Below are 23,516 nucleotides of genomic sequence, written 5' to 3' on the forward strand. Positions count from 1 at the left end.
TTCATTTTTTAGCTTAGAATTTATCCAGCAATTGTTTTGCCATCCTTTTCAGTTCAACCTTTGACTATTCATATATTCATAATTTAGATTTCAACGAATGAAATAAAGAGTTACTGGCTTGAGGTCTTAAGATAGCAAGGCATATTTATTAACTATGGCAAATGATTTATCTCTCATAGATGCAAATCAACAATCCCGCATCCTGATTATTTCGGTGCGGGGATTTCGTTTTCAGGTAGCTAATTGTTGTATTTATGAGTTTGAAGATTTACTTTGTGGTCTAGAGCAAGCTAAATTATACGCTCCAACCAGTGATTTTGATTGGGCGAGAAAGATCTATCGGTTAGCTAAATATCCAAGTCATTCAGATCGTTTGGCTAGTTTAATTGCACCTTTTCCTCAAGAAATATCTTTAGACCATGAATACGATTTGATATTTGCCATTATGGATAATCCTTGGCAGATGCACTTACTGGAGTCGATCAAAGGTTGGCGAGACCAGTGTCGTCATAAGGCTTGTTTTATTGTGGAGGTTTGGCAGCCAGATTTGAGTAACTGGCGATTGCTAGAAGAACCTTTTAAAAACTTCGATCACATTTTTTTGGGAGTTAATCACTGTACGCAACAATTAGCCGAATTAGTCGATCGTCCCTGTACATATCTTCCTCTAGCAGTGGATACGCTTCGGTTTTGTCCTTATCCTGAGCCGATTCAACGTTCTATTGATGTCTGTAATATCGGTCGTCGTTCTGCCCAAATTCACGAGCCTTTATTCCAACGTAGTCGGGAACAAAACTTTTTTTACTATTACGATACGCTCAGAAAGCAAAAGTTAGAAATCGAGAATCATCTAGAACATCGTTGCTTGCTGGCTAGTTTATTGCAACGTAGTCGTTATACGATCAACTATTTCGCTAAATTCAATGCCCCAGAAGAAACAGGCGGTACCGAGGAAATTGGTTCTCGCTTTTTTGAAAGTGCGGCAGCGGGAACTGTCATGATTGGTATGCCTCCGAGGGGAGATATTTTTCCGAAGTATTTTGATTGGACAGATGCCATAGTTAAAGTCGATCTCAATCAAGAAAATATCATAGATGTGATCGACCAACTCGATTCTCAACCAGAAAGGTTAGCTCAAATAAGTCGCAACAATATTGCTAATTCTTTGCTTAAACACGATTGGGTTTATCGCTGGCGTGACATACTAGCTACCTTTAACCTGGAAGTAACTCCTGCCATTTTAGAGCGAGAACAAGTTTTACAACAGCTAGCTCAGAGTATTCAGACTGAAACTGCTATCCTCTAATGGTTATTTCTCTTTTTGACTAAGATATATCTTGCTATTGTTAGCTATCAGCTATCAGCTATCAGCTATAGCAATACGGACTTAGATTAGGATACTTATTACTCATTACTCATTACTCATTACTTATTACTTACGAGCAATCAAGTAAACTTGTCCTAATACAACTTTGTACGGCTATATCAGCTATTTCTATTAGAGACAACCTTGGCAGGAACGCCAACAGCAATAGAGTAAGGAGGTATATCCTTTGTTACCACTGCTCCTGCACCAATCACACTTCCTTTGGCGATTGTAACTCCATCTACTACTCTGACTCCACTACCTAGCCAGCAATCGTCCTCAATGGTAATGCCTTTAAAATTAACTCCTTGTTCTCTAATTTTTTTAGTGGTGTCTCCAATGTTATAGTTATGAGCGCAGATAGACGTATGAGAAGCAATTCGGCAATCTTGACCTATTTTTATTTTGCCGTGACAAACTAGGCTCGTATAAGGTCCGATGTAGGTGTGTTCTCCAATTTCTACTTGACCCCCATCGTGAGTTCTGATTATGATACCGCTGTCTAGACAAACTAAATTATCTAATTTAATCTTATTTCCCTGACCGGTAGAATTAATTTGCACATCTCGGAACAAACATACGCGATCGCCAATTTCGACTGTATTGCCATGATCGATATCTATTTCAACACCCTTATTAAAGACAGTCCCAAATCCGATTTCAATATATTGAGGATTTTTCAACCTAACATCTGGATAGATCCTGACAGAGCGTCCCATTTTGCGGAAGATAATCGGATAAAAGAGATATCGTAGTCCCAGCCCTGGTAGCAGAGGTATCCATCCTAATAATGCAGTCAATATCGTATTCTTCCACTGCAACCACCTCAAAACAAATTTATTTTGCTTATGAATATTCATCGGTCAAGATATTTCATATCTACATGAAGTTGTGGACTTGGCAAAATAATCATAACCCAACGTGAGTTCGGAATTCGGAGTTAGAAGTTAGGAGTTATGTTGTTCTTAACGAAACAATCAGGACTTTAGAGATTTAGAAATTAGAAAGTTGCGAAATATTTAAGTTTTTTCCACCTCGTCGAACTCACGTTAACCCAAGTTATTACAAGAAACAGATTATATTAAACGCTTTATTTTGCCATATGTAGATCGAGATCAAGATATATAGCATTACGCTTTAAGCTTAGGACATAACATATTGGTTCAAAGGGAACAGCGCGAAGTTGCGGTGGCGGGGGAACCCCGCTTGTCCCAAAGGGATACCGCAAGCATAAGCAAACTTCGTAAGAAGGGAACAGGGAACAGGGAGCAGAAAATGTCCTAATGTTTTCTGGTAGTGCTATACTTGCCCAACGCGAGTTATAGGTTATAGGTTATCGAATTGACGTTGCCCAGATCAACTCTGCTTTTTCAAAATATTAACTGAGACATTGGTTAATCAATTCTTTAACATCACTCACGGGAAAAATCGCTGTTGCTAATTGACGACTAACATTTGCAACCGTTAAGTCATCCAGAAATTTGGTATCGTCATGTTTCAGCATCAAAGAAGGTAATAAAATTCCATCACCTAAATTTTTGCCTGATAAACCTGTCAGTAAATCCTGTCCTGTGAGTAAGCCAGTGACTGTGATTTCTTGTCCCCAATACTGACTGTTTAAAGCAACTAAATTAATTTCTAATCCTGCAACTGCATTTAGTTGTTTCACTAAAGGCTGAAAAGCTTGTTCTACGGCATTTCCCACTACCCAGGTGAAACGACGAGGCTGATCGATAGCTTGAGGTAACATTTCCTTAGCTGTTGACTGAAATTGCTTGATAAATAGGCGAATTGAGCCGACACCATTACCAATTTGAGGATAGTCTTCGTAATGAGATTCTGGGGGAATGTCTTTTCTGGCAATTAGAAACCATTCATCGGCTAACCAAGCAAAATTACTACCAAACTGCTGTTTAAACTTGGTTTGTAACTCCTGTACCTGGTCAATTACTTCAATTGCTTTTTCTTGGCTAACAGGAATTAATTCGTCTTCGGTGGGGCGAAACTTGGTTAGACCGACAGGAACAACTGCTGCAGAGGCTACAGCAGGAATATCTCCTTGATGAAATGAAGCTAAGTCTAAAAGGGTTCGTTCTAGGTGGATGCCATCGTTAATTCCTGGGCAGACTACTACCTGAGCGTGGATTTGTAAGCGTCGTTCCTGAAACCACTTAAACTGAGACATAATTAACCCAGCACGGTTATTTTTGAGCAGACGGCTTCTGACTTCGGGTTCGGTGGCGTGTACTGAAACGTAAAGGGGAGAGAGACGCATCTGTTCAATTCTGCGCCATTCCTTGTCGGTAAAGTTAGTCAGGGTAAGATAACTACCGTAAAGAAAACTAAGACGGTAATCATCGTCTTTATAATAGAGACTGGCTCGTTTTCCAGGAGGCTGCTGATCGATAAAACAGAAAGGGCAATGATTATTACATTGAATCAAGCCATCAAATAAAGCGGTTTCAAATTCCAAACCCAAATCGTCATCATAATCTTTTTCAATTTCAATCTGATGAATTTCCCCCGCAGAGTCAATTACTTCTACCTCCAAAAATTCATCACTACAGAGAAACTTATAGTCAATTAGATCCCGTGGGGAAGTTTGATTAATAGAAACGATCGCATCACCGGGTTCAAATCCAATCTCTTCGGCGATCGAATCTGGCAATACACGACTAATTTTGGCTGGCTGAACAGTAGTTTGACTCATTTTCTAATTCCCAATCCCTATGCTTCATCCTTTAATTAATCCCAAAGCCAAGGCAACTAGGATAAAGACTCCAAATCCTAATCTATACCAAACAAATACCCAAGTGCTTCTTTTTTGGAGGAACTTAATTAACCAGGCGATCGCCAAATAAGAAAATATAGCAGAAGATATCAACGCTGCAATTAAAGAAACTAATCCAGCACTTGCTGCACCAGTATCAATTAAACCTTTTAACTCTACTAAACCTGATAAGGAAATAGCCGGAATACCCAACAAAAAAGAAAATCGAGCCGCAGTTGCTCGATCTAAATTATTAAACAAACCGGCAGTTATGGTCGATCCCGAACGAGATACCCCTGGTATGATTGCTAATGCTTGGGCGATACCAACTACGATGCCATCTTTGGCGGTTAAATCATCAAAATTGCGTTTCTGATTGCCTACATATTCTGCTAACGCTAATAAAAGAGCCATGACGATCGAAACAATAGCAATTGAAGGCATACTTCTGAGAGTATTTTCATAAAAATCTGGCTCAAAAACTTTTAACAGCAAACCAAAAGCTACAATTGGAATCGTACCTATTCCAATTCCTACTGCTAACCAAAAATCTTGGGAATCATAATCCGAGGTACGAATTGCCTTGAACATTCCCTGAGTAATTTGAGTTATGTCTGACCAATAATAAGATAAAACCGCTGCAATACTACCAAGCTGAATAACTGCCGTAAAGGAAACACCAGGGTCTCCCCAGCCTAAAAATACGGGAACTGCCTTGAGATGTGCCGTACTACTAATAGGGATAAATTCTGTTGCCCCTTGAACGAAACCTAAAACGATCGCCTGAAACAAATTTACTTGAGTTAGACCGCCAACATCGGTGGTATTCTCTTGGGCTAATAGATTAGTAGCGTTGGCTAATGCAAAATTATGATTTAGTCCAAATATAAGAATGCTCAATATAAGACCAAAGCTCAAGAAACAAATATAGCTGATATATTTTTTGGTCTGCCCAAACATAGTATATTAATTCCCAAATCTAGAACATTTACAGATCAAGTTTTCAGTTTATCTGGGAATCATACATCACCCAAGCATTTTAAATCAGTATATTAAATTTGGATATGATTAAAAAGTGAGTACACTTAAATAAAATTACTAATTAAGCAAAATATTAATTGGAAACCGGTATGAGTTATACAACCTCCTCGGCTAGGGCAGAAATCAATGAATTACGCCGTTTGAAAACTTTGCTGCCTCCAGAATTGCAAAGCTGGGTAATTGTTGAAGGCTCAACAGAAGTTAATCCTCCTCTAATACGCAGTGAAGAAATTGGCAAAGATGAAATCGAAATTCAGATCGATTTAGGCAAATGGGATAGTCTGGCGATCGATCAACGTAATTTACTTTTTTGGCATGAGGTTGCGAGGGTACAAAATGACACTATTCCCAAGGAAGGATGGGAAATGGCAGCCTTGGCAATTGGCTTAGGTGGAGCAGTTGGTGAATTGTGGGTACAAGACGGTTTATTACTTTTGTTGGCTTTGTCACTTTGTGGTATCTCCGGTTATCGTTTATGGCAAAAGAATAGTAGCGAGAAAACTATTGCCGAAGCAATTGAAGCCGATGAAAAAGCGATCGCCTTAGCAACTCGTTTTGGTTACTCTTTACCCAATGCATATAAAAGTCTGGGTAGTGCCTTAAAAACTTTAATTGAAATGACTCCGAGCCGTCGCAAAAGAAAAAAATATGAAGAGCGACTTCAAGCATTACGTCGTAGTGCAGCCAGAGATAAAGCCAGGACACAGGAAGGAAGAGAACCTATCGGTCGAAGAGGAAATCGCCTTTGAGTTAGATTTCATGACGGTACAATCTTAAATTAGTATGTCTGACTAAATAGCTATTCCTGTAACAATATGTTGGTACAGATCGAGTGTAAAATTAAATTAACAAAACTAAATAATTACTGAATAATTTCAGGATTGAAGTTAATTTAACAATTGCCTGTTGTCTGAGGATTCTCAGCAGTCTGAGCCTGTATTATCATTACTTGACTTTTGCTTACACATTTTCTAACCAGGTTTTTTCAGCCTAAAAAAACCAAAAATAGTGTACCTTCGCCAACCAAGAAGATTGAGGATTAATGATTGACGAGACACCGGAAATTCTGTTTCCCCTGTCCTTTTTTCAGGATAGCCCGACAGTAGAATTACCCGAACGATTAACAGTTTTAGAAGCGGTTATATTTAAACAAACTGTTAGTAATCTGTTGCAGCAAAATATTTCTCATCAACAGATAGTTCTTGACTTTGGTAAAACCCGATTCATTGATAGTAGTGGCATTGGTGCGTTGATTGCTAACTCTAAGTCTGCTCAGGAAAAAAATATTGAATTAATTTTAGAATCAGTACAACCTCCTGTAATGGCTACCCTGTCAATGACAGGATTAGTTGAAGTCTTAAATATTAGGTCTTCAGCTAAATGGTCTCGCAAAGAACCTCCAGAAACTCATCCTTCCGTAAGGTCTATAATCAAGCGTCTAATTGATATTATTGGCTCTATAATTGGCTTAACCATTACTGCCATTATCTTGCCTCCAATTGCGATCGCCATTAAAGTTAATAGTCCTGGTCCAATTTTCTTTCATCAAACTCGCTGTGGTTGGATGGGAAAGAAGTTTCAGATTTGGAAATTTCGTTCTATGTGTTCCAATGCAGAAGCACTGAAAAAACAAATTGAAAATCAAGCAAGTGGGGCTTTCTTTAAAAACGATAAAGATCCTCGTATTACGAAGATAGGCAATTTTTTACGACGTACAAGTTTAGACGAATTCCCTCAATTTTGGAATGTTCTCAAAGGCGATATGAGTTTAGTCGGCACTCGTCCTCCCACTCCCGAAGAGGTAGAGGTCTATCAAGTGCCTGAATGGCAACGTTTAGATGTTAAGCCAGGAATGACAGGAGAATGGCAGGTTAATGGTCGGTCTCAAGTACGTAACTTTGAAGATGTAATTAAATTAGATTTGCGTTATCAAAGAAATTGGAGTTTAGGTTATGATCTCAAGCTAATTTTCAAAACCCTGATCATTATTTTCAACAAAAATAGCGGCGCAATGTAACTTTTTAGTAAGTAGTTTTTTAATTGTTGTACCCTTGGATTTTAGCTTTTTACAAACAGATAGTAACTAGTATTAACGAGGTATATTGAAAGAACAAATCACTATAGCTATAGTCGGAGATGTCCATGATTTGTGGGACCGAGAGGACGAAATAGCATTGAAACACCTTGGCGTTGACTTGGTTTTATTTGTGGGAGATTTTGGTAATGAAGCTGTAGAAGTAGTACGTAAAATTGCCTCAGTTACCATCCCCAAGGCCTTGATTATGGGCAATCATGATGCTTGGTATAGTGCCACTTCTTGGGGGAGAAAAAAAGCTCCCTATAATCACTCCCAAGAAGATCGAGTTCAACAACAATTAGATTTACTCGGTGATAGTCATGTTGGTTTTTCTAAACTAAATTTTCCTCAATTTAATTTATCTGTGGTGGGCAGTCGTCCCTTTAGCTGGGGTGGCTCGAAATGGAGAAATAAAAAATTTTATAGCGATCGCTATAAAATTAATAATTTTGCCGAATCTACTTCCCGGATTGTTGCCGCAGCTAAAGATACAGCCTACGATACAATTATTTTTATTGGTCACAATGGTCCGACCGGATTAGGCGACCAACCAGAAGATACTTGTGGTAAAGATTGGCAACCCCTAGGCGGTGATTATGGCGATCCTGATTTTGCAGAAGCAATTAAACAAGTTCGTACTTTGGGTAAGTCTATTCCTCTAGTAACTTTTGGACATATGCATCATCGTCTCCGCCACCGAAAAGATTGCTTGAGAACAGCAATCAATAGATGTCCACAAGGAACTATTTATGTAAATTCTGCTTGTGTACCCCGCATCAAGAATGAAGCAGGAGAGTTGAAGCGTAACTTTTCTCTTGTTTCTCTTACTCAAGGTAAAGTGACACGAGTTTCTTTGATTTGGCTTCTACAAAATAGGGAAATCGCCTCAAACAAAATTTTGTATGACCAGCACAATTTTGATGCACCTTCTTGATCACCATAACTATTTCGTCTAGGTAAATTAGAAAAGCAAAAAATCGTTCCCAACACTATTCGCCATTACCCTAAGATTCAAACACTTACTAAATAAGGCTTACATGGGTTTTTGATTACTTACATTCTCTTTGAGTAGTAAGTAGTTACTAGGTTGTGAGCAAAATCTTGTCATAATCTAACTTTGCTACAGTCATAAATTTAGCTTTGTAGTTGATCCAGTTGATACTAATTAATATATATATTGATCTAAGAACCTATTGTGTATATTCACTAGAAATCATTGTGTATATTCACTGAATCTATTATGATTGAAACTATCTTAAATTTAATTGAGTTTGGCAAACTAGTAGTTTTACTACCTTAGTTATGTCGTCTTCACTGAATTTGGCTCACTGTTTTGTGAGTAAAAATATTTAGGTAATGATTCTATTGTATTTTTCCTTCTCCCAAAAAAAGCTAAATCAGTCAAATAAATTATGCGTTTGTTTACCAAAGTTGCTGGCTGACTATTTTTGATTTTCAAGTCTTATATTGTTCAGTTGTGTTCAGTTCAGTTTACTAAATTGTCATAATATGTGGTAGGATATGATCTTTTTTTGATTTGACTTAGGTAGTACATAGCTGGATTTGCTGTTTAAATTATTTTTTGAGATATCGCTGGTCATCGAAGAGAAATTTATGATAAATAATTCCCCAATAGCAAGAAGAAAATTACTCAAACTTGGTGCGGTTGCTCTGGGAACAGGAGTAGTAACCAAAGTAACAGTTTCTAAGGCTAATCCTGCTAGTCGCAAGGAAACAGTTATTGCTCTTGGCGAACTTGGCGAAGATGCTACCCCAGATGAAGTTTTAGAGGAATTGTTAGCAGGAAATAAAAGATTTATTGAAAATAAACCGGAAGCTCCAAATCAAACCTACGTGAGGTTAAAAGAAGTTTCAAGTGAACAAAAGCCCTTAGTATCTATTATGGGTTGTTCTGATTCCAGAGTTCCTCTTGCTGTTATTTTTGATCGAGGAATCGGAGATTTATTTGTTGTTCGTGATGCAGGTAATATTGCCACGCCTGAGGAAATTGGTAGCCTTGAATATGGTGCAGCAGTATTAAATACTCCATTGTTAATGGTTCTCGGTCACGAAAAATGTGGAGCAGTTAAGGCTGCATTAGAAAATAAACCTCTTCCAGGTCAAATAGGGAGTATTGTAGCCGCAATTCAGCCTGCGATCGACAGAGCCAATAAAAACGACTCGGAAGAATTCTATACCGAGACTATTAAAAATAATGTTAAGTTACAAATTGAAAAACTCAATGGATCTCCATTACTTCACGACCTAGTTGAGCAAGGAAAACTGAAGATTGTTGGCGCTTACTATAGTTTAAAAACTGGAGAAGTGAGCATTCTAACTTAAAACACAGATGCCAACTCTCAACTAACAAATTTAGCTGAGTTAATTTAATTATGCTTACAGGCGATCGCCGTTAATGAATCTAAGAACAATTTCATTTTCATTAAATTGCGATCATTTTATTGAAATAGGGTTAAGGATTTAGTAGCAGCTTAAACCAAATACAGATTCTTTGCTATTATAAATAAGCCACGCTTGGAGAGGTGGCAGAGTGGTCGAACGCGCTCGACTTGAAATCGAGTGAAGCGAGAGCTTCCGTGGGTTCGAATCCCACCCTCTCCGTATCTTATTGAAGTCAAATTAAACCTGGAAAAGTACAGATTTAGATTTTTAATTTTATTATGCAAGAAGTTTGTTTAGCCAAATTTTCTTCACAAGTTCCTCAAATTTTATTTATACAATGGCTTTTGATAGAGACATAATTTTCAAACTATAGTTTTGAGCAATATGAAGAGCAGACTTCATCTTTTTACTTTTAAAGTGAAGTCATCTCTTACTCTATTTAATAGCTAACTTGAGCAATCATCTTTTTACCCAAGCTAGCCAAGAAACTATTAGTTACAAGAAGATGATCATGAAAGCGATAAAATTACTTAGTCAATACAGACAAGGAAAATTAAATTTTCAAGGTGCTAGTCTACATTCTGCTCATCTAAAAGCTGCTGATCTCACCCGAATCAATCTCACTCGAGCCGATTTAAGTCATGCTGACTTGAGTAATACTGATTTAAGCGGTGCTTGTTTACAACAGGCTAATTTGACCAACTCTAATTTAAGTAATTCTAGTTTGGTAGGAGCAAACTTGTCTGAAGTTAATTTAATTGCTGCAGACTTGGAAAACGCCGATCTTAGAGGTGCAGATTTGAGTGGTGCAGATTTGCGTTGTGCTAACTTACATAAGGCAGATTTATGTAGCGCTAATCTAACTGATGTTGACTTCAGTGGTACAGATTTGACCAGCGCTGATTTGACCGATGCTAAATTAGCTGGTACCGATATTTCCGTAGCTGAGACTAAGGGAGCAAATCTGAGTGCAGCCAGCTGGGAGCAATGTGAAAGAAAACAAGAAAGTACTTCTCATCATTGGGTTACTTGGTCTGGAAGGTAATTATGTATGAATAGAATTATTTTGTTGATGTTGACTGCCTAGAGTAGTTGTAGTCATTCTAATTTGATTCCACATTGAGAGAGATCCTATCAAAACCAATATCCTCCCAGGAAGATATAAATATTTTGATGGCATCATCACCTCCAGAACCTGTTCTGGAGATTTTCTTTGAGACGATAAGCTTTGCCCCAGTTCAAGTAAGTTATGTAAAGCCTTGCGAGTAAGGGAATGGAGTTATAGACCAATTGTTTACTTGTTGTCTTAAGTCAAGTAGACTTGTCCGGAAATTCAACTCTCCCCCGCATGGAGTCCCACACCTACCGCGTAGTGGAGGTGCTGTGGAGGAAATGCGGACGAGATTAAGCAACACATAGTCCATTACTCCTTCTTAATAAATTTGTTTTTGAAATAGAAAACTGACCGTATCTTTTCCAGTTGTGGTCATAAATACTGACAACTTTGTTTACTTCTGAATAGCCACCAATATAGCCTTTTACTGTCTTTTTTCCTTTGGTAGCAACTACTAAATCACCACTTCTAAAGCCAAACAGGGTAACAGTTCCGCCTTTACGTTTTCTGTTTCCTCCTTTACTAGGATTCTCAAAGTGCAATTGTCTTCGATATAGTTGAGGACGAGCTATTACCTTGAATGGAGCATCAGTGAGCTGAATTGAACCGACCCAATGACGACCATGACTGTTAGCAGTGTGAAAAGCCTTGTACTGCATAAATCTACTAGCACATAAGGCAATGGCATCATTGGCATGAGTAGTTACGTCTTGAACTGACTTATCATCTTTATTCTTTTCTAGTCCTAATTGCTTCCTTAAAATGCTAGTTTTCCAGCCTTCTAGGTTATGAGTGGAGGCACCCTCGACAGTTCCTTTAACGGGGGGAACCCCCGCAACGGACTGTCTCGCAATATTAGATAGTTGCTCTAACATCCAAACCTGACCTACCATAACTGGACTAAAACCTTTGTTACCTTTAGCTTTGACGTATTCATAAACAATGCTGGTAACAGGAAAAAGTTTGACTAACTCTTTAACTACCCTAAGTTCTAGTTGACGATTGGCTCTAATACTTGGAGGTAATTTATTGCCTCTACGATTATTGAATCTCTTTTGATGGTGCGCCCTTTGAGCAAAAGGAATATTACGATTAATGCGTCTTCCTCTTCTTGCTCGACGAAGAAGCTTCTGAGCTTGCTTTCTGGCAATGACACGCTTAAATGGTAAAACCAAATGAGCAGTAAACAGTACAGCTTTTTTACTAGCTGCTGCTACTCCAGAAAATAGTTTTCCAGGATCGATAGATACTACAATTTCTTGAGTTTCAGTACCACTTGGTTCTACAAGTAGCTGAACGCAAAAAATATTTAGATCGTTCCAAACTGGTTTTGCTTTACCCGCAGTAATCCACTTTCTTGCTCGTGCTGAGGTTGTCGGCATAAGCTTTTTACCTAATGGTGATAGTACTGGTACTCGAATCGTTGGCTGTTTTTGCATTAGGTATAACCCTATATAGATTAGTATGTTTGTCTCTTCCTACACCTAAACCAAAATGTCTTGCCGTTACGCCCGACTACTCCCAGTAGTCTTGTAAATAATACAGCCGAGAGAAGAAGCTGTAAGTACGTATCAGGTTTAGGCTCTGTAGTAGTGCAATCCTTAGTTGTTAACTGGGTTTAACAAGCCCACACTTACCCGTCAGGGAAGCGATGGGTGATTGACATAAGTGTATTTAGCGTAATTTCATTATAGAGACGGCAATGCTCTTCATTTTCGTCATACTAACAACTACCCAAAGTATGCTCAAACGCCAATAGGTAAGGATCGCAACTTTCCATCGAGGACATTTAGTATCTAGAAGCTGACGACGTGCCAATAATATATCGTGTAACCAGTCTTGATATTCTGTCCATTCTGAGGATGTTTGGTTAGAAAATATTTGGGCAATCCAAACAGCTAGCTTAACCTCACCTTTTACTTTTCTTCTCATTGAGGATTTTGACTTATACCCATTGTCAATAACAATAACCAATGCAACCACAATGGATAACCCCAAAGCTAAAACAACAGCTATATACAAAGCAAGATTTTGAGACATTCCCCAGGATGCAAACACATAGGCTAATCCTAGGGTTATAATCCCTAAAGATATTTCAAATAAAAGTTCTTTAACCGCAAATCTAAAAAATTTCCCTATCTCTCTGATGACCGCTTTAAATAGAGATAAGCCTAGGCGAAATAATTTGAACAGTTTATTTTTATTCCTTCTGGAATCTCTTCGTCTCATCTGTTTAAAGGTCTCCTAGTGCTGGTGTGAAATGCTGTAAAGTGTTCAGAAATTCTTGCTTTTGATTTACTGCTGCAATCCCAGAGCCAGTAATTTTGTAGTAACGTCGTCGGGCACCAGTGTTTTCTTCGGGAGTTTCATCACCCCAACGGGAGGTCACAAATCCACGTTTTTCTAATTTACGTAAGTTCGGATAAAGGGAACTGAAGCCAATTTTTTTCTTGCCATTACTAGCTTGAGCGATCGCATTCATGATCTCTAAGCCATATCTTTCCCGAAATAATAAAGTATTGAGAATACTTTCTTCTGTCAAAGTTAAATTCAGCGGATCGTCTCTATTGCCTTGAGCCATATTAACTAAATAATCATTATCTAAATTGTACTAATATATTCAAAAGTTGTATATAGCTATGACGAAAGTTATCAAAAGTAAGAGTAAAATCATGAATATATAGCACTACGAGAAAACATTAGGACATTTTCTATTCCCTATTCCCTATTCCCTTTGAACCAATATGTTATGTCCTAAGCTTAAAGCGTAATGCTATGCATAAAAATCACTGAAAATATTCTTTGCTCGTTATCTAGACTTCTGGGGCTGATGCTAAAAGCTGATTAATAATAGTGAAAGTTTTGTCGTAAACGACGGCGATTCGCGATAGATTAAATCATGAAGCTGTAGCTAATTATACGATTGATTTAAGACTAAAAGATGAGCAAAACCGTCGCTGATATTATGACTACCGATCCAATTTCGGTATCTCCCGAAACATCGCTACAAGAAGCAATTCAAATTTTAGCAGACAAGAAAATAAGTGGATTACCCGTTGTTGATGAGCAGGGAAAATTAATCGGCATAATTTCTGAAACTGATTTAACCTGGCAAGCTACAGGCGTAGAACCCCCACCTTATATTATGTTTCTCGATAGTGTAATTTATCTCCAGAATCCAGCCAAACATAATCAAGAAGTACATAAAGCCCTGGGGCAAACTGTTGGTGAGGCTATGAGCGACCGCCCTATAAGCATTCAGAGCGATAAGCTAGTTCGAGAAGCTGCCAGAATTATGCATGAAAAGAAAGTACGTCGCTTACCAGTAGTAGATGCTCAATCTCAGCTAATCGGTATCATTACTCAGGGTGATGTAATACGGATGATGGCAGCAGAATAATCATTTCAGTTCTTGTTGAAATTGAAATTTAAAGCTAATTTAAACCCAATCAGTTGAACGATGAGTATTACACCAGAATCAATCAAAGAGTTACTAAATTCCGAAGACTTTGGAGAACGTATTAGGGGGTTAAATCAACTGCGTCAAATTGAACCAGAAACTGCGTTTACTATGGTGCAACCAATGATTACTGATAAAAATACTCGCGTGCGCTACGCAGCAGTCAGTCAGTTAGATACCTTGGGACAAGCTAATAAAACCGTTTCTCTAGAAATGTTACGCGATCGCTTATTTAACGATCCAGAACCTGATGTCCAAGCAGCGGCAGCAGACGCGATCGGTGGTTTAAAACTGGTTGAAGCTTTTGATGATTTAGCCAATATGTATCATGATAGTTCGGAGTGGCTGGTACAGTTTAGTATTATTGCGGCTTTGGGAGAATTAGGTGCGCCTCGGGGATTTGAACTATTAGAAGAAGCCCTCAATTCTGATAACAATCTATTGCAGACGGCAGCGATTGGCTCCATGGGTGAGTTGGGTGATACTCGCGCTATTCCTTTATTGGCTAACTTTGCCGATAATGATGATTGGCAAATACGTTACCGCTTGGTTCAGGCTCTTGGTAAATTAGGGGGTAATGAAGCTAAAGCAATAATTGCTAAGTTAGTAGAAGATGACTCTGAACAAGTAGCTCAAGAAGCGAAAAACAACCTCTAAGTAAAAGTCTGAATATCTTAGCTTTTAGCTGAGATTCATAATTTTAAGTTCACAATTATAATCAATTTGGTAATTAAATAAATTTAGAATTAAACCACTGTGCCGAAGTTGTTCTTAAACAATTCTGGGGTACAAAATTTATATCATATAGTTTATTTGTGTGTTATTTGAGGGCAAAATTCGGTTATTTATCCTGCGAATAATTTTTACAAGTCTGAGTCTGTAAAGTAGCTAATCGTCGGAAATGCTATGCTTTTTAAACTTTTGAACCTCGCATCGGTTAATTTGATCGCTTTAGTAATTTTTCTCATTCCCACATTAGCTAAGACAGAATCTTCTTTAGCGATCGCTCAGACTAATCAGTTAGAACTCAATAACCTGCTGCTCAAAGGAAAACAATATGTAGAAGAACAAAATTTTGACAAAGCTCTAGAAAATTATGAATATGCAGCAACGCTAGATCAAAACAATCCGCAAATTTTTTCTGGAATTGGCTATGTGCAAACCCTAAGAAAAGACTATAATGCGGCGGCGGCGGCTTATCAACAGGCGATCGCTTTAGCCCCAGATAATCCTAAGCTCTATTATGCTTTGGGTTACAGTTTGGGTAATGCGGGAAAAAACCTGCTAGCAGCTAAGGCTTATGAGAAAGCAATTGAGCTAGAACCAGATAATATTCAAAATCATCTTGGTTTGGGAGTAGTGCTACTGCGAGCCAAAAAGTTTGAGCCAGCAATTGATACTTATTATCGCATTCTGGCCTTAGCTCCCGATAATGTGCAAGCTCATAAGATTATTACTGGTATTTTAGTTGAACAACAGCGTTACACTGAAGCGATTAAGCTACTAAAATCAGCCATAGAAAAATATCCCCATTTAGCAGAGTTACAGCTACAATTAGCAAATGCTCTTCTATACCAGGGTAATGAGGCTGAAGCGATACAGATATTAGAATTAGCTAAAGAAAACGATCCTCAAAATCATTTAATTTATCTGCAAACTGCAGATATTTTATATCAAAAGAAAAATCTAGATGGAGCTTTGGCTGAATATCAACAAGCCACTAGGCTTAGATCAGATTCTGCCGTAGCAGTTGAAGGTATGGGCAAAATCCATTTAGCCAAACAAGATTATTTTCAAGCTATTCTCGCCTTTCGCCGTCTAACCGAAATATCTCCTAATAATCCTGCTGGATATCACAACTTAGGTATCGCTTTAAAAGCCAGAAATAGAAATCAAGAGGCAGTAACGGCTTTTAATCAAGCCCTAAAACTATATAAAAGGGCAGGAAATACGCAAAAAGCCAATAAAGTAGCTGTACTTATTGAAGAAGTCAATAATCAACTTTGACACTCCACTATCCGTTGTACAAAGGCTCAAGTCACCAATACAAAAGTTCTACCTTCCAGAATTAGCATAGATAGCTATCTGTGCGCGATTGCGGAGATTTAGCCGATTGAGGATATGGGTAACATGAGTTTTGACTGTTCCTTCAGCTATATATAGTTCATGGGCAATTTCACGGTTAGTACAACCAGTACCAATTAAATTTAAAACTTCTACTTCCCTGGGAGTTAATTCTGTTAGCTCAGGTTTGGCGGATTCAGTTTCGGTGGCGCTAGAGTCTAAAATGCCATCAAGCATTTTTTCCATTAATCCTGGTCCCATCTGTGTATATCCACGATAAACTAAACGAACTGCCTGTGCTAACTCTTCCACAGGCATATCCTTAAGTAAATATCCTTTGGCTCCTGCTTTTATTGATTGAGCAATATAGTCATCTTCATCAAAGGTGCTGACAACTAAAACTTTGGTCTCAGGAAACTTTTGGCAAATAATTCTGGTTGCCTCTCTTCCATCCATTATGGGCATCCTGATATCCATCAAGACTACTTCTGGTTTGAGAGTTTCTACTTTTTGAATAGCGGTTTGACCATTATTAGCAATTCCTACAACTTCTAAATCTGACTCCAGATTTAACATTGCCTGTAATCCCTGGCAAACTAATTCTTGATCGTCTACTAGTAAAAGGCGAATCATAACTATTAACTCCAGCTTTTGATCTAAAAAAACTTAACTATTAATAATCTTTCAATTTAGCGAAAAATTATTACAAATTAGATACAGTACAAGGGTTTTATAGCCGTACAAAGTTACATTAGGACAAGTTTATTTGATTGCTCGTAAGTAACGAGTAATGAGTAATGAGTAATGAGTAATGAGTAATGAGTGTCCTAATAAAAGTCCGTATTGCCAGATTTTAAAGGTTGATAATTGACAGAACTTATAAGTTGGTAGTTAATCTGGCTTTTCTCAGCAAAAATTGTAGTACAGTCTCTTCTTTAGTAATGATGTCGGTTTGTCCTTCCATGCCCAATTGAACGTTACATTGCTTATCCTCTTTACCTAAAGCAAGATTATTTGGCTCAATGGTAACTTCATAGAATGCAATACCAGTCTGCTGACTAGGAGTATTATTTGTCGAGGGATTATTACCTGTTTCAGGAAAAGCCGCATCAGGAGCAATAGCTGTAACTTTTCCTTCGAGAGTGCCGTAATCGGAGTAGGGGCAAGCTGATACTCGCATTTTGGCTATTTGACCTTTTTCCAGCTTACCTATATCTTTGGCGGGAACTGAAGCTTGGACAACTAGTTTGGTGTTACTTGGAGCTATTTGGGCGATTTCTTCCCCAGGGCGTACGGTCTGACCTGGATTACGCAGATTTAGCTTGGAAATGATACCGTCAGTTGTAGCAGTAATCTTAGTTTGTTTGAGATCGGTTTTAACTTGTTTTAGTTGCAGGGCATCTTGCTCTAACTGCTTATTTATTTCAATTTTTTGTTGGATCAGAGCTTCTCTTTCTTTCTTTAAATTAGCCAGACTAGTCTTACCGTTGGCTTGGGCTTCGGCAATTCGGGAAGTGGCGATCGCTACTTCGGCATCACTGGGATTAAGAGCAGTTTGAGCGCGAGTTAAGGTAGCCTTGGCGGCAGCAACTGCCTGCTGTTGTTGGTGCACTGCTAGTTGTACTTCTTGTAATTGATCGCGAGAAATAGCTCCTTCTTTAGCTGCACTACGATAACGATTCAGTTTGGCTTGGGCGGCACTTAAAGCTGCTTCGGTTGCTTTTAAGTTTGATTCATTTTCTTGAACTTCGGCTTGAGTTGTAATTTGTTTATCTTGATATTCTCTTTGAATGCGATCGCTTTCGGCCATTGCAGCGTCTACATTCCCCTTAATGCGATCGCTTTCGGCTACAATTTGGCTATCGAGGGCTTTAATTTGGGCGTTAATTTGGACTAACTGTAATCTTAACTGTTGAATACTGTCCTGTAATTGACTTTTTTGGTTTTGTAACTGAGAATCATCGACAGTGGCAATCACATCACCTCGTTTAACAATTTGATTACCTTTAACTGCAATCTGCATTATTTGTCCTTCAGTAGCAGCTTGAGCTAGACGTAATTCGCCATCAGGACGAACAAGTGCTTGAGTTTTAACTGTTTCTCTATATTTAGTCACGGAAGCAACCGGAAACGCCAGAGCCACAACAGCAACGATAAATAGTCCCCCAAACCTGGTCCAACGACTAATAGGAGGTAAAAATTCGTCTTGTTGAATTGAGGGTAGAAATTTAGGATTAGAGTTAGTGTGCATGGTAAATCGGGTGAATAAGTAAGTAGTAGTCTGTTAATTTTGAAATGATGAATGCTAAAAAAGTTCGGAGTTCGGAGTTCGGAGTTCGGAGTTCGGAGTTCGGAGTTCGGAGTTTGGAGTTTGGAGTTCGGAGTTCGGAGTTCGGAGCTATAGGTTATAGGTTATAGGTTATAGGTTGGTTTGAAAGTCAATTTAGGGGTAAGGATTTATTTGATCACGCGTAAGCTTCTCTGAGAAGGAATAAAGCCGTCGAGAAAATCTAAATGATCGCCAGCTAAAGAGTGTAATTCTTCGGGAGTACCTTGAACTTTTAACTTTCCTTTCTCTAGCATGACAATCCAATCAGCACGGGCAATTACACGAGGGCGATGACTAATCAGAATAGTAGTATTGCCCTGACGAAAGGATAATAATTGTTCTAAAACTTTGGCTTCACTAACTGGATCGAGTGCGCCAGTAGATTCATCTAAAATTAGGATCGGTGGATCGGTGACAATAGCTCTAGCGATCGCCAGTCGTTGTTTTTGACCACCAGAGAGATTGGCTCCGAATTCTCCTAACACGGTTTGATATTTATCGGGTAATTCACTGATAAATTCGTCCGCACCAGCGATTTGACAGGCTTTAACAATTTGCTCAAAAGTGACGTGAGGATAACTGAAGCGGAAGTTATCAACAATGGAGCGACTCCAAAAGTGGGGTTCTTGAGGTACAAGTACAACTTGTTGACGCAAACATTCCAAAGAAAGGTCTTGTTGATTATAAATACCGTAACGAATATTGCCTGATTGAACTGAATACAAACCAGCAATTAACTTGGCAAGAGTGCTTTTTCCACAACCAGATTGACCGATTAAAGCTACACTTTGACCACCAGGAATAGTTAAGGAAAAGTCGTCGAGTAAATCTACTCTTCCTGCATGATGAAAGTTCAAACGATCGCAGATAATATCAGTATCTGAAGGGAGTTCTGCCCAAGGTTTTTTAAAGTCATTTTCATCTTCGGGGGTAGCATCAATTACTTCGGTTAAGCGTTGAATAACTACTTGTGCGGTAATAAATTCATCCACTAATCCAATGGCACTACCTAAAAATCCCAGAAAATTACCACTCATGCCGTTATAGGCGAGCAATTGACCAATACTAAGCTCGCCCTGAATAACCAGATAACTACCTAACCAGAGTAAACCAATGGAAGTGAAAGTAGATAACAGCTTGGTAATTGTGCCACTGTAAAGACCGAGTTTCATAGTACTCCAACCCAGATTAGCTAAGCGACCATAATTACCTTGGTACTCTTGCCAAGCTTGGGGTGTAGCTTGAGTAGTTTTGAGAATCTGTACCCCACGAAAGGTTTCCACCAGAAAGCCCTGGTTTTCCGTGCCTAAAACAATTTGATTACGAGTTTTTTGTCGTAAGGCAGGTAAAAATAATAAATTAACCAGAGTAACTATAATAAAAGCGGCAATGGAACCTAAACTAAGCTGCCAACTATAAGACAACATCACTGCCAAGGACACCACGGCGATAAAAAATTGACTAGGTAAACCCAAAACAATTTGGGATACTAATCGATTAATTGCACCGACATCAGCGATTCGACTGACTACTTCCCCACTGCGTCGACCTTCAAAATAAGATAGAGGTAAATGGAGCAGTTTTCGTCCATATTCTAAAATTAATCCTAATTGCAATTTTTGCCCAAAGTGACCAATAAGATGAGATTGAACTAAACTCACCACACTTCTAAAGACGTTCATCAGGATAACAGCGATCGCCACTGTCGCTAGAAGTTGAGTATCTCCTCTAACCAAAACATCATCTGTCAGCAATTGCATCATGATTGGCGATGCTAAAGAAAGCAAGCCGACAGCAAAATTAATCGCGATCGCCTGGGCTAAAATCCCGCGATAGGGTAATACTCGTTTGAGATAACGTCCAAAACCTCCTATCTTGTCATCTTCCTGTTCATAAAAGCGACTATCATCGGGAGTCAATAACAACATGACTCCATTACCCCAACCAACAGTTAATTCTCGTCGGGTTAGATGGCGAATACCAACGCCAGGGTCAGCAACAAGGTATTTTTTCCCTTTCTTACCGTATAAAACCACCCAATGATAGCCTTTCCAATGAATTACCGCTGGTAAAGGAACTTCAGATAAGCGATCCATAATCTCGGAGGTGGCTTTAACTTGACGAGCATTAAAACCAAAAGCTTCTGCACCTCGACTCAAACCCAATAGGGTAGTGCCTCTAGCACCCGTGCCAACTGCTTCTCTGATTCGACTGATAGCAAAGGTACGTCCATAATATTTAGCCACGGTCGCAAGGCATGCAGCCCCGCAGTCTTCCTCACTATGTTGTAATACAATTGGGTGTTTCATTTTCAGTAAAAAATTTATGAACTAGTGTTTTTGAGCTATTTGTATCGTAGAGATCGTCTTCAAAAAAATCGTCTGAAAAACGTCTTTAGTTGCACCTATACTTAATGGATATATTCTGTTCTGACTTTAGTCGACTAACTAAGTAAATTTCTCTATAACTAAAGTCGTAGTCCGTTCTGGGTTCGTGCCAATGATCTGCAAGTATTCAATAATCAGGCGATCTGCTCCAAGCCAGATAGCGATCGCCTGAATTAAATTCATTAACTTGTCAATGCCAATTCTGAATTTTTAGTAAATAGTGGTTGGTTTTGTTTAGTCATTGTTGGTTATCTGCTTAATCATTGGAATTGAATGTTAGTATTATGTCCTTTGTTTTTTCTCAGTACTAGGGGAAAAATTCAGGTGTTTTTTCAGGTAATTGGTGTTATAAATTGCCACTCAAAATTAAGATCATTCCTCAATGTCAAAACAAAAAGCGATCGCTGTTACCAGTACCACAGCGATCGCTTTGATTAAATTTGCTTATTAATGCAAATTTTTGATTTTTAGCATGTGTAAACTTCAAAAATTCGAATTTTTGTCGAGAAATATACCTCTATGGTAGGATCTCACCGCTCAAAGTATAAGAAGAAAACTCATTGCTAAAAATCGAGCTAAAGGTTCCAGTTCCTGAGTAAGTTCTTGTTTCGATAGGATCAGGAGCGCTAAAACCATCGTCATCATCTAAAATCTGAATGTCGAATGTGTCACCGACTGCAAACGATTGATCAATTGAAAAAATGTTATCTGCTGGATTGTTAGATATAATTATATCCCTAAAAGAAGCCACCGTGTTGCCATTTAGACGAATAATAGGATCGTCACCACCGATATCGTCCGATCCTGCTCGGTTAAGTCGCAGAGTGTCTAATCTCAACGTTGCTCCACCTTCAATAGCTGCTGCTTGTTCTGGAGTTAATTTAGTAAATAGTGCTTGATTTTGTTTAGTCATTGTTCATTTTTTCCTAATAATTTGAGTTAGTTATAGTTATTTACCTGGCAACATTAATAGTGAATATTAGTAATTAATTGATAAATCTTGCTCTGGTTTTAACTGTCTTAATAATAAAAAATTGCTAAAATAAAAACATCTGAAAAACGTCTTGGATTTAGTATCAACGAAATAGATATTTAGCTTCTAACTTTCGCTTAATAGTTGAATATTTTCCCAAGACTAAAGTTAGAGTCACAATTATTGTGCGTGTAAATCACTCCTCAATGTCAAAACAAAAAGCGATCGCTGTGGTACTGGTAACAGCGATCGCCTTAATTTAATTAGCTTGTTAGTTCAAAATTTGGTTCAACTAGCTTATGGCTTGTAAAGAAGAGATTTCCATTGCTAAATCGCCAGCACTTGTAGTCGTAAATGGTCCTACTTCAATGTAGTCTCCCTCAAAATTGGGATCTTCGTAGAATCTCCAAGTCTGACCATTTTCAACAGTAATAGATTGGGTCAAGTTGTCAAAATCGAAATCACTTAAATCTTCTATTTTTTCATTAGTTTTAAGGCTAACTCCTCCTCGACCTGGTTCAGAAAATAAAGTCACATCGGCAAGACCATTAACTGTACTTCCTCCAGAATAGGCTTCAGCAGCTTCAGAAGTAATATCTTGAAATAATTCGATGTTATGGAGAGATTTGGTCTGATTGTTGATTTTATGCATTGTTTTGCTCCTAATAATTTTGTAGTTGATTCTAGTTATTAACTCGGCAAAATTTAGAGAAATAACTATTTGTTTACTGATAAATTTTGCTTTGTTTTTTAACTATCTTGATCATAAAAAAAAGCTAGAAGAAAAACATCTGAAAAAAGTCTCAAATCTCCCCTCAACTAAATGCATATTAAGCCTCTAACTTTCGCTTATAAGTTGGAAATATTTCCCTAAGACTAAAGTCAGAGTCACAATTATTGTGCGTGTAAATCACTCCTCAATGTCAAAACAAAAAGCGATCGCTGTGGTACTGGTAACAGCGATCGCTTTGATTGAATTAGCTTGTTAAAGCAAATTGATGATTCTTAATTTTCTTAAGTCTTTAAATCGAAAATTTGCCGATAACCAAATCTTTATGCCAAAATTTCACCTTTTAAAATATAGGCAGAAACATCATTCTGAAAGAGTTTATTTATTATCCCAGGTCCCGTGAAAGTATTAATTCCTATCAAGTCATCATTCCCATTCAAAAAATCGTCATCATCACTCATCTCGATTCTTACTGTACCTACGTTACCTAAATCAATCGAGTTATTAATTTCTAAAATGTCATTTGCATTTACGTCTTTTTCACTAAACAGGGTACTACCATTGACTCTAACTAGAGGATCGTCGCCTGTAATCGTATCTGCTCCTGTTTGAATAACTTCCAAAGAGTATAATCTGACACGTAATCCACCTTCAATAACTGCTGCTTGTTCTGGAGTTAATTTAGTAAATAGTGCTTGATTTTGTTTAGTCATTGTTCATTTACTCCTAATAATTTGAGTTAGTTCTAGTTATTTACCTGACAAAATTAATAGTGACAATTAGTAATTAACTGATAAGTCTT

Annotated in this window: 22 protein-coding genes and 1 tRNA gene; 10 read left to right on the plus strand and 13 right to left on the minus strand. The window is 38.1% G+C overall.

Features of this window, described 5'->3' with window-relative positions:
• The first annotated feature begins 154 nt into the window (after positions 1-154).
• Positions 155-1,306 (plus strand): glycosyltransferase, encoded by a 1,152-nt coding sequence (locus PLEUR7319_RS0123370; RefSeq protein ID WP_019507656.1) that lies wholly within the window; start codon positions 155-157, stop codon positions 1,304-1,306.
• 179 nt (positions 1,307-1,485) lie between these two features.
• On the opposite strand, the gene PLEUR7319_RS43190 is transcribed toward PLEUR7319_RS0123370, so the two are convergent.
• The 3 genes from PLEUR7319_RS43190 to PLEUR7319_RS0123385 form a co-directional block, all read right to left on the minus strand.
• The gene (locus PLEUR7319_RS43190; RefSeq protein WP_019507657.1) at positions 1,486-2,226 is read right to left on the minus strand and encodes an acyltransferase; all 741 of its coding nucleotides are present in this window, start codon (positions 2,224-2,226) and stop codon (positions 1,486-1,488) included.
• A 518-nt stretch (positions 2,227-2,744) separates the two neighbouring features.
• Entirely contained in the window at positions 2,745-4,076 is a 1,332-nt protein-coding gene (locus PLEUR7319_RS0123380; RefSeq protein WP_019507658.1) for a TIGR03279 family radical SAM protein, read from the minus strand.
• A gap of 24 nt (positions 4,077-4,100) precedes the next feature.
• Positions 4,101-5,096, minus strand: coding sequence for an undecaprenyl-diphosphate phosphatase (locus tag PLEUR7319_RS0123385; RefSeq protein WP_019507659.1), 996 nt, complete (start codon positions 5,094-5,096; stop codon positions 4,101-4,103).
• A gap of 170 nt (positions 5,097-5,266) precedes the next feature.
• Here PLEUR7319_RS0123385 and PLEUR7319_RS0123390 point away from each other — a divergent pair, with 170 nt between their 5' ends.
• The 6 genes from PLEUR7319_RS0123390 to PLEUR7319_RS0123415 all read left to right on the plus strand — a co-directional run bounded on the left by PLEUR7319_RS0123390 (position 5,267) and on the right by PLEUR7319_RS0123415 (position 10,702).
• A complete protein-coding gene (locus tag PLEUR7319_RS0123390; RefSeq protein ID WP_019507660.1) occupies positions 5,267-5,926 on the plus strand; it encodes a DUF3318 domain-containing protein in 660 nt (219 codons plus the stop codon).
• A gap of 293 nt (positions 5,927-6,219) precedes the next feature.
• Positions 6,220-7,194: a sugar transferase gene (locus PLEUR7319_RS0123395; protein ID WP_019507661.1), complete on the plus strand. Its 975-nt coding sequence runs from the start codon at positions 6,220-6,222 to the stop codon at positions 7,192-7,194.
• A gap of 85 nt (positions 7,195-7,279) precedes the next feature.
• A complete protein-coding gene (locus PLEUR7319_RS0123400) occupies positions 7,280-8,188 on the plus strand; it encodes a TIGR04168 family protein (RefSeq protein WP_019507662.1) in 909 nt (302 codons plus the stop codon).
• Positions 8,189-8,868: 680 nt separating this feature from the next.
• Entirely contained in the window at positions 8,869-9,597 is a 729-nt protein-coding gene (locus PLEUR7319_RS0123405; protein WP_019507663.1) for a carbonic anhydrase, read from the plus strand.
• A gap of 194 nt (positions 9,598-9,791) precedes the next feature.
• Positions 9,792-9,876 (plus strand) — tRNA-Ser (locus tag PLEUR7319_RS0123410).
• 292 nt (positions 9,877-10,168) lie between these two features.
• Entirely contained in the window at positions 10,169-10,702 is a 534-nt protein-coding gene (locus tag PLEUR7319_RS0123415) for a pentapeptide repeat-containing protein (protein WP_019507664.1), read from the plus strand.
• Positions 10,703-11,061: 359 nt separating this feature from the next.
• On the opposite strand, the gene PLEUR7319_RS0123420 is transcribed toward PLEUR7319_RS0123415, so the two are convergent.
• The 3 genes from PLEUR7319_RS0123420 to PLEUR7319_RS0123430 form a co-directional block, all read right to left on the minus strand.
• Positions 11,062-12,210, minus strand: coding sequence for an RRXRR domain-containing protein (locus PLEUR7319_RS0123420; protein ID WP_019507665.1), 1,149 nt, complete (start codon positions 12,208-12,210; stop codon positions 11,062-11,064).
• Between the two features lie 235 nt (positions 12,211-12,445).
• Positions 12,446-13,000 carry a hypothetical protein gene (locus PLEUR7319_RS0123425; RefSeq protein ID WP_019507666.1) on the minus strand — a complete coding sequence of 185 codons (555 nt, stop codon included), beginning with the start codon at positions 12,998-13,000 and terminating at the stop codon, positions 12,446-12,448.
• 4 nt (positions 13,001-13,004) lie between these two features.
• A complete protein-coding gene (locus tag PLEUR7319_RS0123430) occupies positions 13,005-13,352 on the minus strand; it encodes a PadR family transcriptional regulator (protein WP_019507667.1) in 348 nt (115 codons plus the stop codon).
• A 360-nt stretch (positions 13,353-13,712) separates the two neighbouring features.
• Between PLEUR7319_RS0123430 and PLEUR7319_RS0123435 the strand changes: the two genes are divergently transcribed.
• The 3 genes from PLEUR7319_RS0123435 to PLEUR7319_RS0123445 all read left to right on the plus strand — a co-directional run bounded on the left by PLEUR7319_RS0123435 (position 13,713) and on the right by PLEUR7319_RS0123445 (position 16,238).
• On the plus strand, positions 13,713-14,171 hold the full coding sequence (locus PLEUR7319_RS0123435; protein ID WP_026102731.1) for a CBS domain-containing protein: 459 nt from the start codon (positions 13,713-13,715) through the stop codon (positions 14,169-14,171).
• A 60-nt stretch (positions 14,172-14,231) separates the two neighbouring features.
• Positions 14,232-14,888 carry a phycobilisome degradation protein NblB gene (gene nblB / locus PLEUR7319_RS0123440; RefSeq protein WP_019507669.1) on the plus strand — a complete coding sequence of 219 codons (657 nt, stop codon included), beginning with the start codon at positions 14,232-14,234 and terminating at the stop codon, positions 14,886-14,888.
• A gap of 249 nt (positions 14,889-15,137) precedes the next feature.
• Complete coding sequence (locus tag PLEUR7319_RS0123445; protein ID WP_019507670.1) at positions 15,138-16,238, plus strand: tetratricopeptide repeat protein; 1,101 nt, start codon at positions 15,138-15,140, stop codon at positions 16,236-16,238.
• A gap of 48 nt (positions 16,239-16,286) precedes the next feature.
• Here PLEUR7319_RS0123445 and PLEUR7319_RS0123450 read toward each other — a convergent pair whose 3' ends face one another.
• From PLEUR7319_RS0123450 to PLEUR7319_RS0123480, 7 genes are all read right to left on the minus strand, one after another.
• On the minus strand, positions 16,287-16,928 hold the full coding sequence (locus PLEUR7319_RS0123450; protein ID WP_019507671.1) for a response regulator transcription factor: 642 nt from the start codon (positions 16,926-16,928) through the stop codon (positions 16,287-16,289).
• Between the two features lie 244 nt (positions 16,929-17,172).
• Positions 17,173-18,546 carry an HlyD family secretion protein gene (locus PLEUR7319_RS0123455; RefSeq protein ID WP_019507672.1) on the minus strand — a complete coding sequence of 458 codons (1,374 nt, stop codon included), beginning with the start codon at positions 18,544-18,546 and terminating at the stop codon, positions 17,173-17,175.
• Between the two features lie 206 nt (positions 18,547-18,752).
• Positions 18,753-20,933: a peptidase domain-containing ABC transporter gene (locus tag PLEUR7319_RS0123460; RefSeq protein ID WP_019507673.1), complete on the minus strand. Its 2,181-nt coding sequence runs from the start codon at positions 20,931-20,933 to the stop codon at positions 18,753-18,755.
• A gap of 138 nt (positions 20,934-21,071) precedes the next feature.
• Positions 21,072-21,194, minus strand: a complete 123-nt coding sequence (locus tag PLEUR7319_RS43195) for a hypothetical protein (protein WP_019507674.1) — start codon at positions 21,192-21,194, stop codon at positions 21,072-21,074.
• Positions 21,195-21,528: 334 nt separating this feature from the next.
• Positions 21,529-21,924 carry a hypothetical protein gene (locus tag PLEUR7319_RS0123470; RefSeq protein WP_019507675.1) on the minus strand — a complete coding sequence of 132 codons (396 nt, stop codon included), beginning with the start codon at positions 21,922-21,924 and terminating at the stop codon, positions 21,529-21,531.
• A 352-nt stretch (positions 21,925-22,276) separates the two neighbouring features.
• Positions 22,277-22,636, minus strand: coding sequence for a beta/gamma crystallin-related protein (locus tag PLEUR7319_RS0123475; protein ID WP_019507676.1), 360 nt, complete (start codon positions 22,634-22,636; stop codon positions 22,277-22,279).
• 401 nt (positions 22,637-23,037) lie between these two features.
• On the minus strand, positions 23,038-23,427 hold the full coding sequence (locus tag PLEUR7319_RS0123480; RefSeq protein ID WP_019507677.1) for a hypothetical protein: 390 nt from the start codon (positions 23,425-23,427) through the stop codon (positions 23,038-23,040).
• Positions 23,428-23,516 lie beyond the last annotated feature (89 nt).

It is taken from the genome of Pleurocapsa sp. PCC 7319 (genome assembly GCF_000332195.1).
Classification (GTDB): Bacteria; Cyanobacteriota; Cyanobacteriia; order Cyanobacteriales; family Xenococcaceae; genus Waterburya.

Coding starts and splice junctions, on each gene's coding strand:
- PLEUR7319_RS0123370 (WP_019507656.1), top strand. CDS start 155: ATGGCAAATGATTTATCTCTCATAGATGCAAATCAACAATCCCGCATC.
- PLEUR7319_RS43190 (WP_019507657.1), bottom strand. CDS start 2,226: ATGAATATTCATAAGCAAAATAAATTTGTTTTGAGGTGGTTGCAGTGG.
- PLEUR7319_RS0123380 (WP_019507658.1), bottom strand. CDS start 4,076: ATGAGTCAAACTACTGTTCAGCCAGCCAAAATTAGTCGTGTATTGCCA.
- PLEUR7319_RS0123385 (WP_019507659.1), bottom strand. CDS start 5,096: ATGTTTGGGCAGACCAAAAAATATATCAGCTATATTTGTTTCTTGAGC.
- PLEUR7319_RS0123390 (WP_019507660.1), top strand. CDS start 5,267: ATGAGTTATACAACCTCCTCGGCTAGGGCAGAAATCAATGAATTACGC.
- PLEUR7319_RS0123395 (WP_019507661.1), top strand. CDS start 6,220: ATGATTGACGAGACACCGGAAATTCTGTTTCCCCTGTCCTTTTTTCAG.
- PLEUR7319_RS0123405 (WP_019507663.1), top strand. CDS start 8,869: ATGATAAATAATTCCCCAATAGCAAGAAGAAAATTACTCAAACTTGGT.
- PLEUR7319_RS0123415 (WP_019507664.1), top strand. CDS start 10,169: ATGAAAGCGATAAAATTACTTAGTCAATACAGACAAGGAAAATTAAAT.
- PLEUR7319_RS0123420 (WP_019507665.1), bottom strand. CDS start 12,210: ATGCAAAAACAGCCAACGATTCGAGTACCAGTACTATCACCATTAGGT.
- PLEUR7319_RS0123425 (WP_019507666.1), bottom strand. CDS start 13,000: ATGAGACGAAGAGATTCCAGAAGGAATAAAAATAAACTGTTCAAATTA.
- PLEUR7319_RS0123430 (WP_019507667.1), bottom strand. CDS start 13,352: ATGGCTCAAGGCAATAGAGACGATCCGCTGAATTTAACTTTGACAGAA.
- PLEUR7319_RS0123435 (WP_026102731.1), top strand. CDS start 13,713: ATGAGCAAAACCGTCGCTGATATTATGACTACCGATCCAATTTCGGTA.
- nblB (WP_019507669.1), top strand. CDS start 14,232: ATGAGTATTACACCAGAATCAATCAAAGAGTTACTAAATTCCGAAGAC.
- PLEUR7319_RS0123445 (WP_019507670.1), top strand. CDS start 15,138: ATGCTTTTTAAACTTTTGAACCTCGCATCGGTTAATTTGATCGCTTTA.
- PLEUR7319_RS0123450 (WP_019507671.1), bottom strand. CDS start 16,928: ATGATTCGCCTTTTACTAGTAGACGATCAAGAATTAGTTTGCCAGGGA.
- PLEUR7319_RS0123455 (WP_019507672.1), bottom strand. CDS start 18,546: ATGCACACTAACTCTAATCCTAAATTTCTACCCTCAATTCAACAAGAC.
- PLEUR7319_RS0123460 (WP_019507673.1), bottom strand. CDS start 20,933: ATGAAACACCCAATTGTATTACAACATAGTGAGGAAGACTGCGGGGCT.
- PLEUR7319_RS43195 (WP_019507674.1), bottom strand. CDS start 21,194: ATGAATTTAATTCAGGCGATCGCTATCTGGCTTGGAGCAGATCGCCTG.
- PLEUR7319_RS0123470 (WP_019507675.1), bottom strand. CDS start 21,924: ATGACTAAACAAAATCAAGCACTATTTACTAAATTAACTCCAGAACAA.
- PLEUR7319_RS0123475 (WP_019507676.1), bottom strand. CDS start 22,636: ATGCATAAAATCAACAATCAGACCAAATCTCTCCATAACATCGAATTA.
- PLEUR7319_RS0123480 (WP_019507677.1), bottom strand. CDS start 23,427: ATGACTAAACAAAATCAAGCACTATTTACTAAATTAACTCCAGAACAA.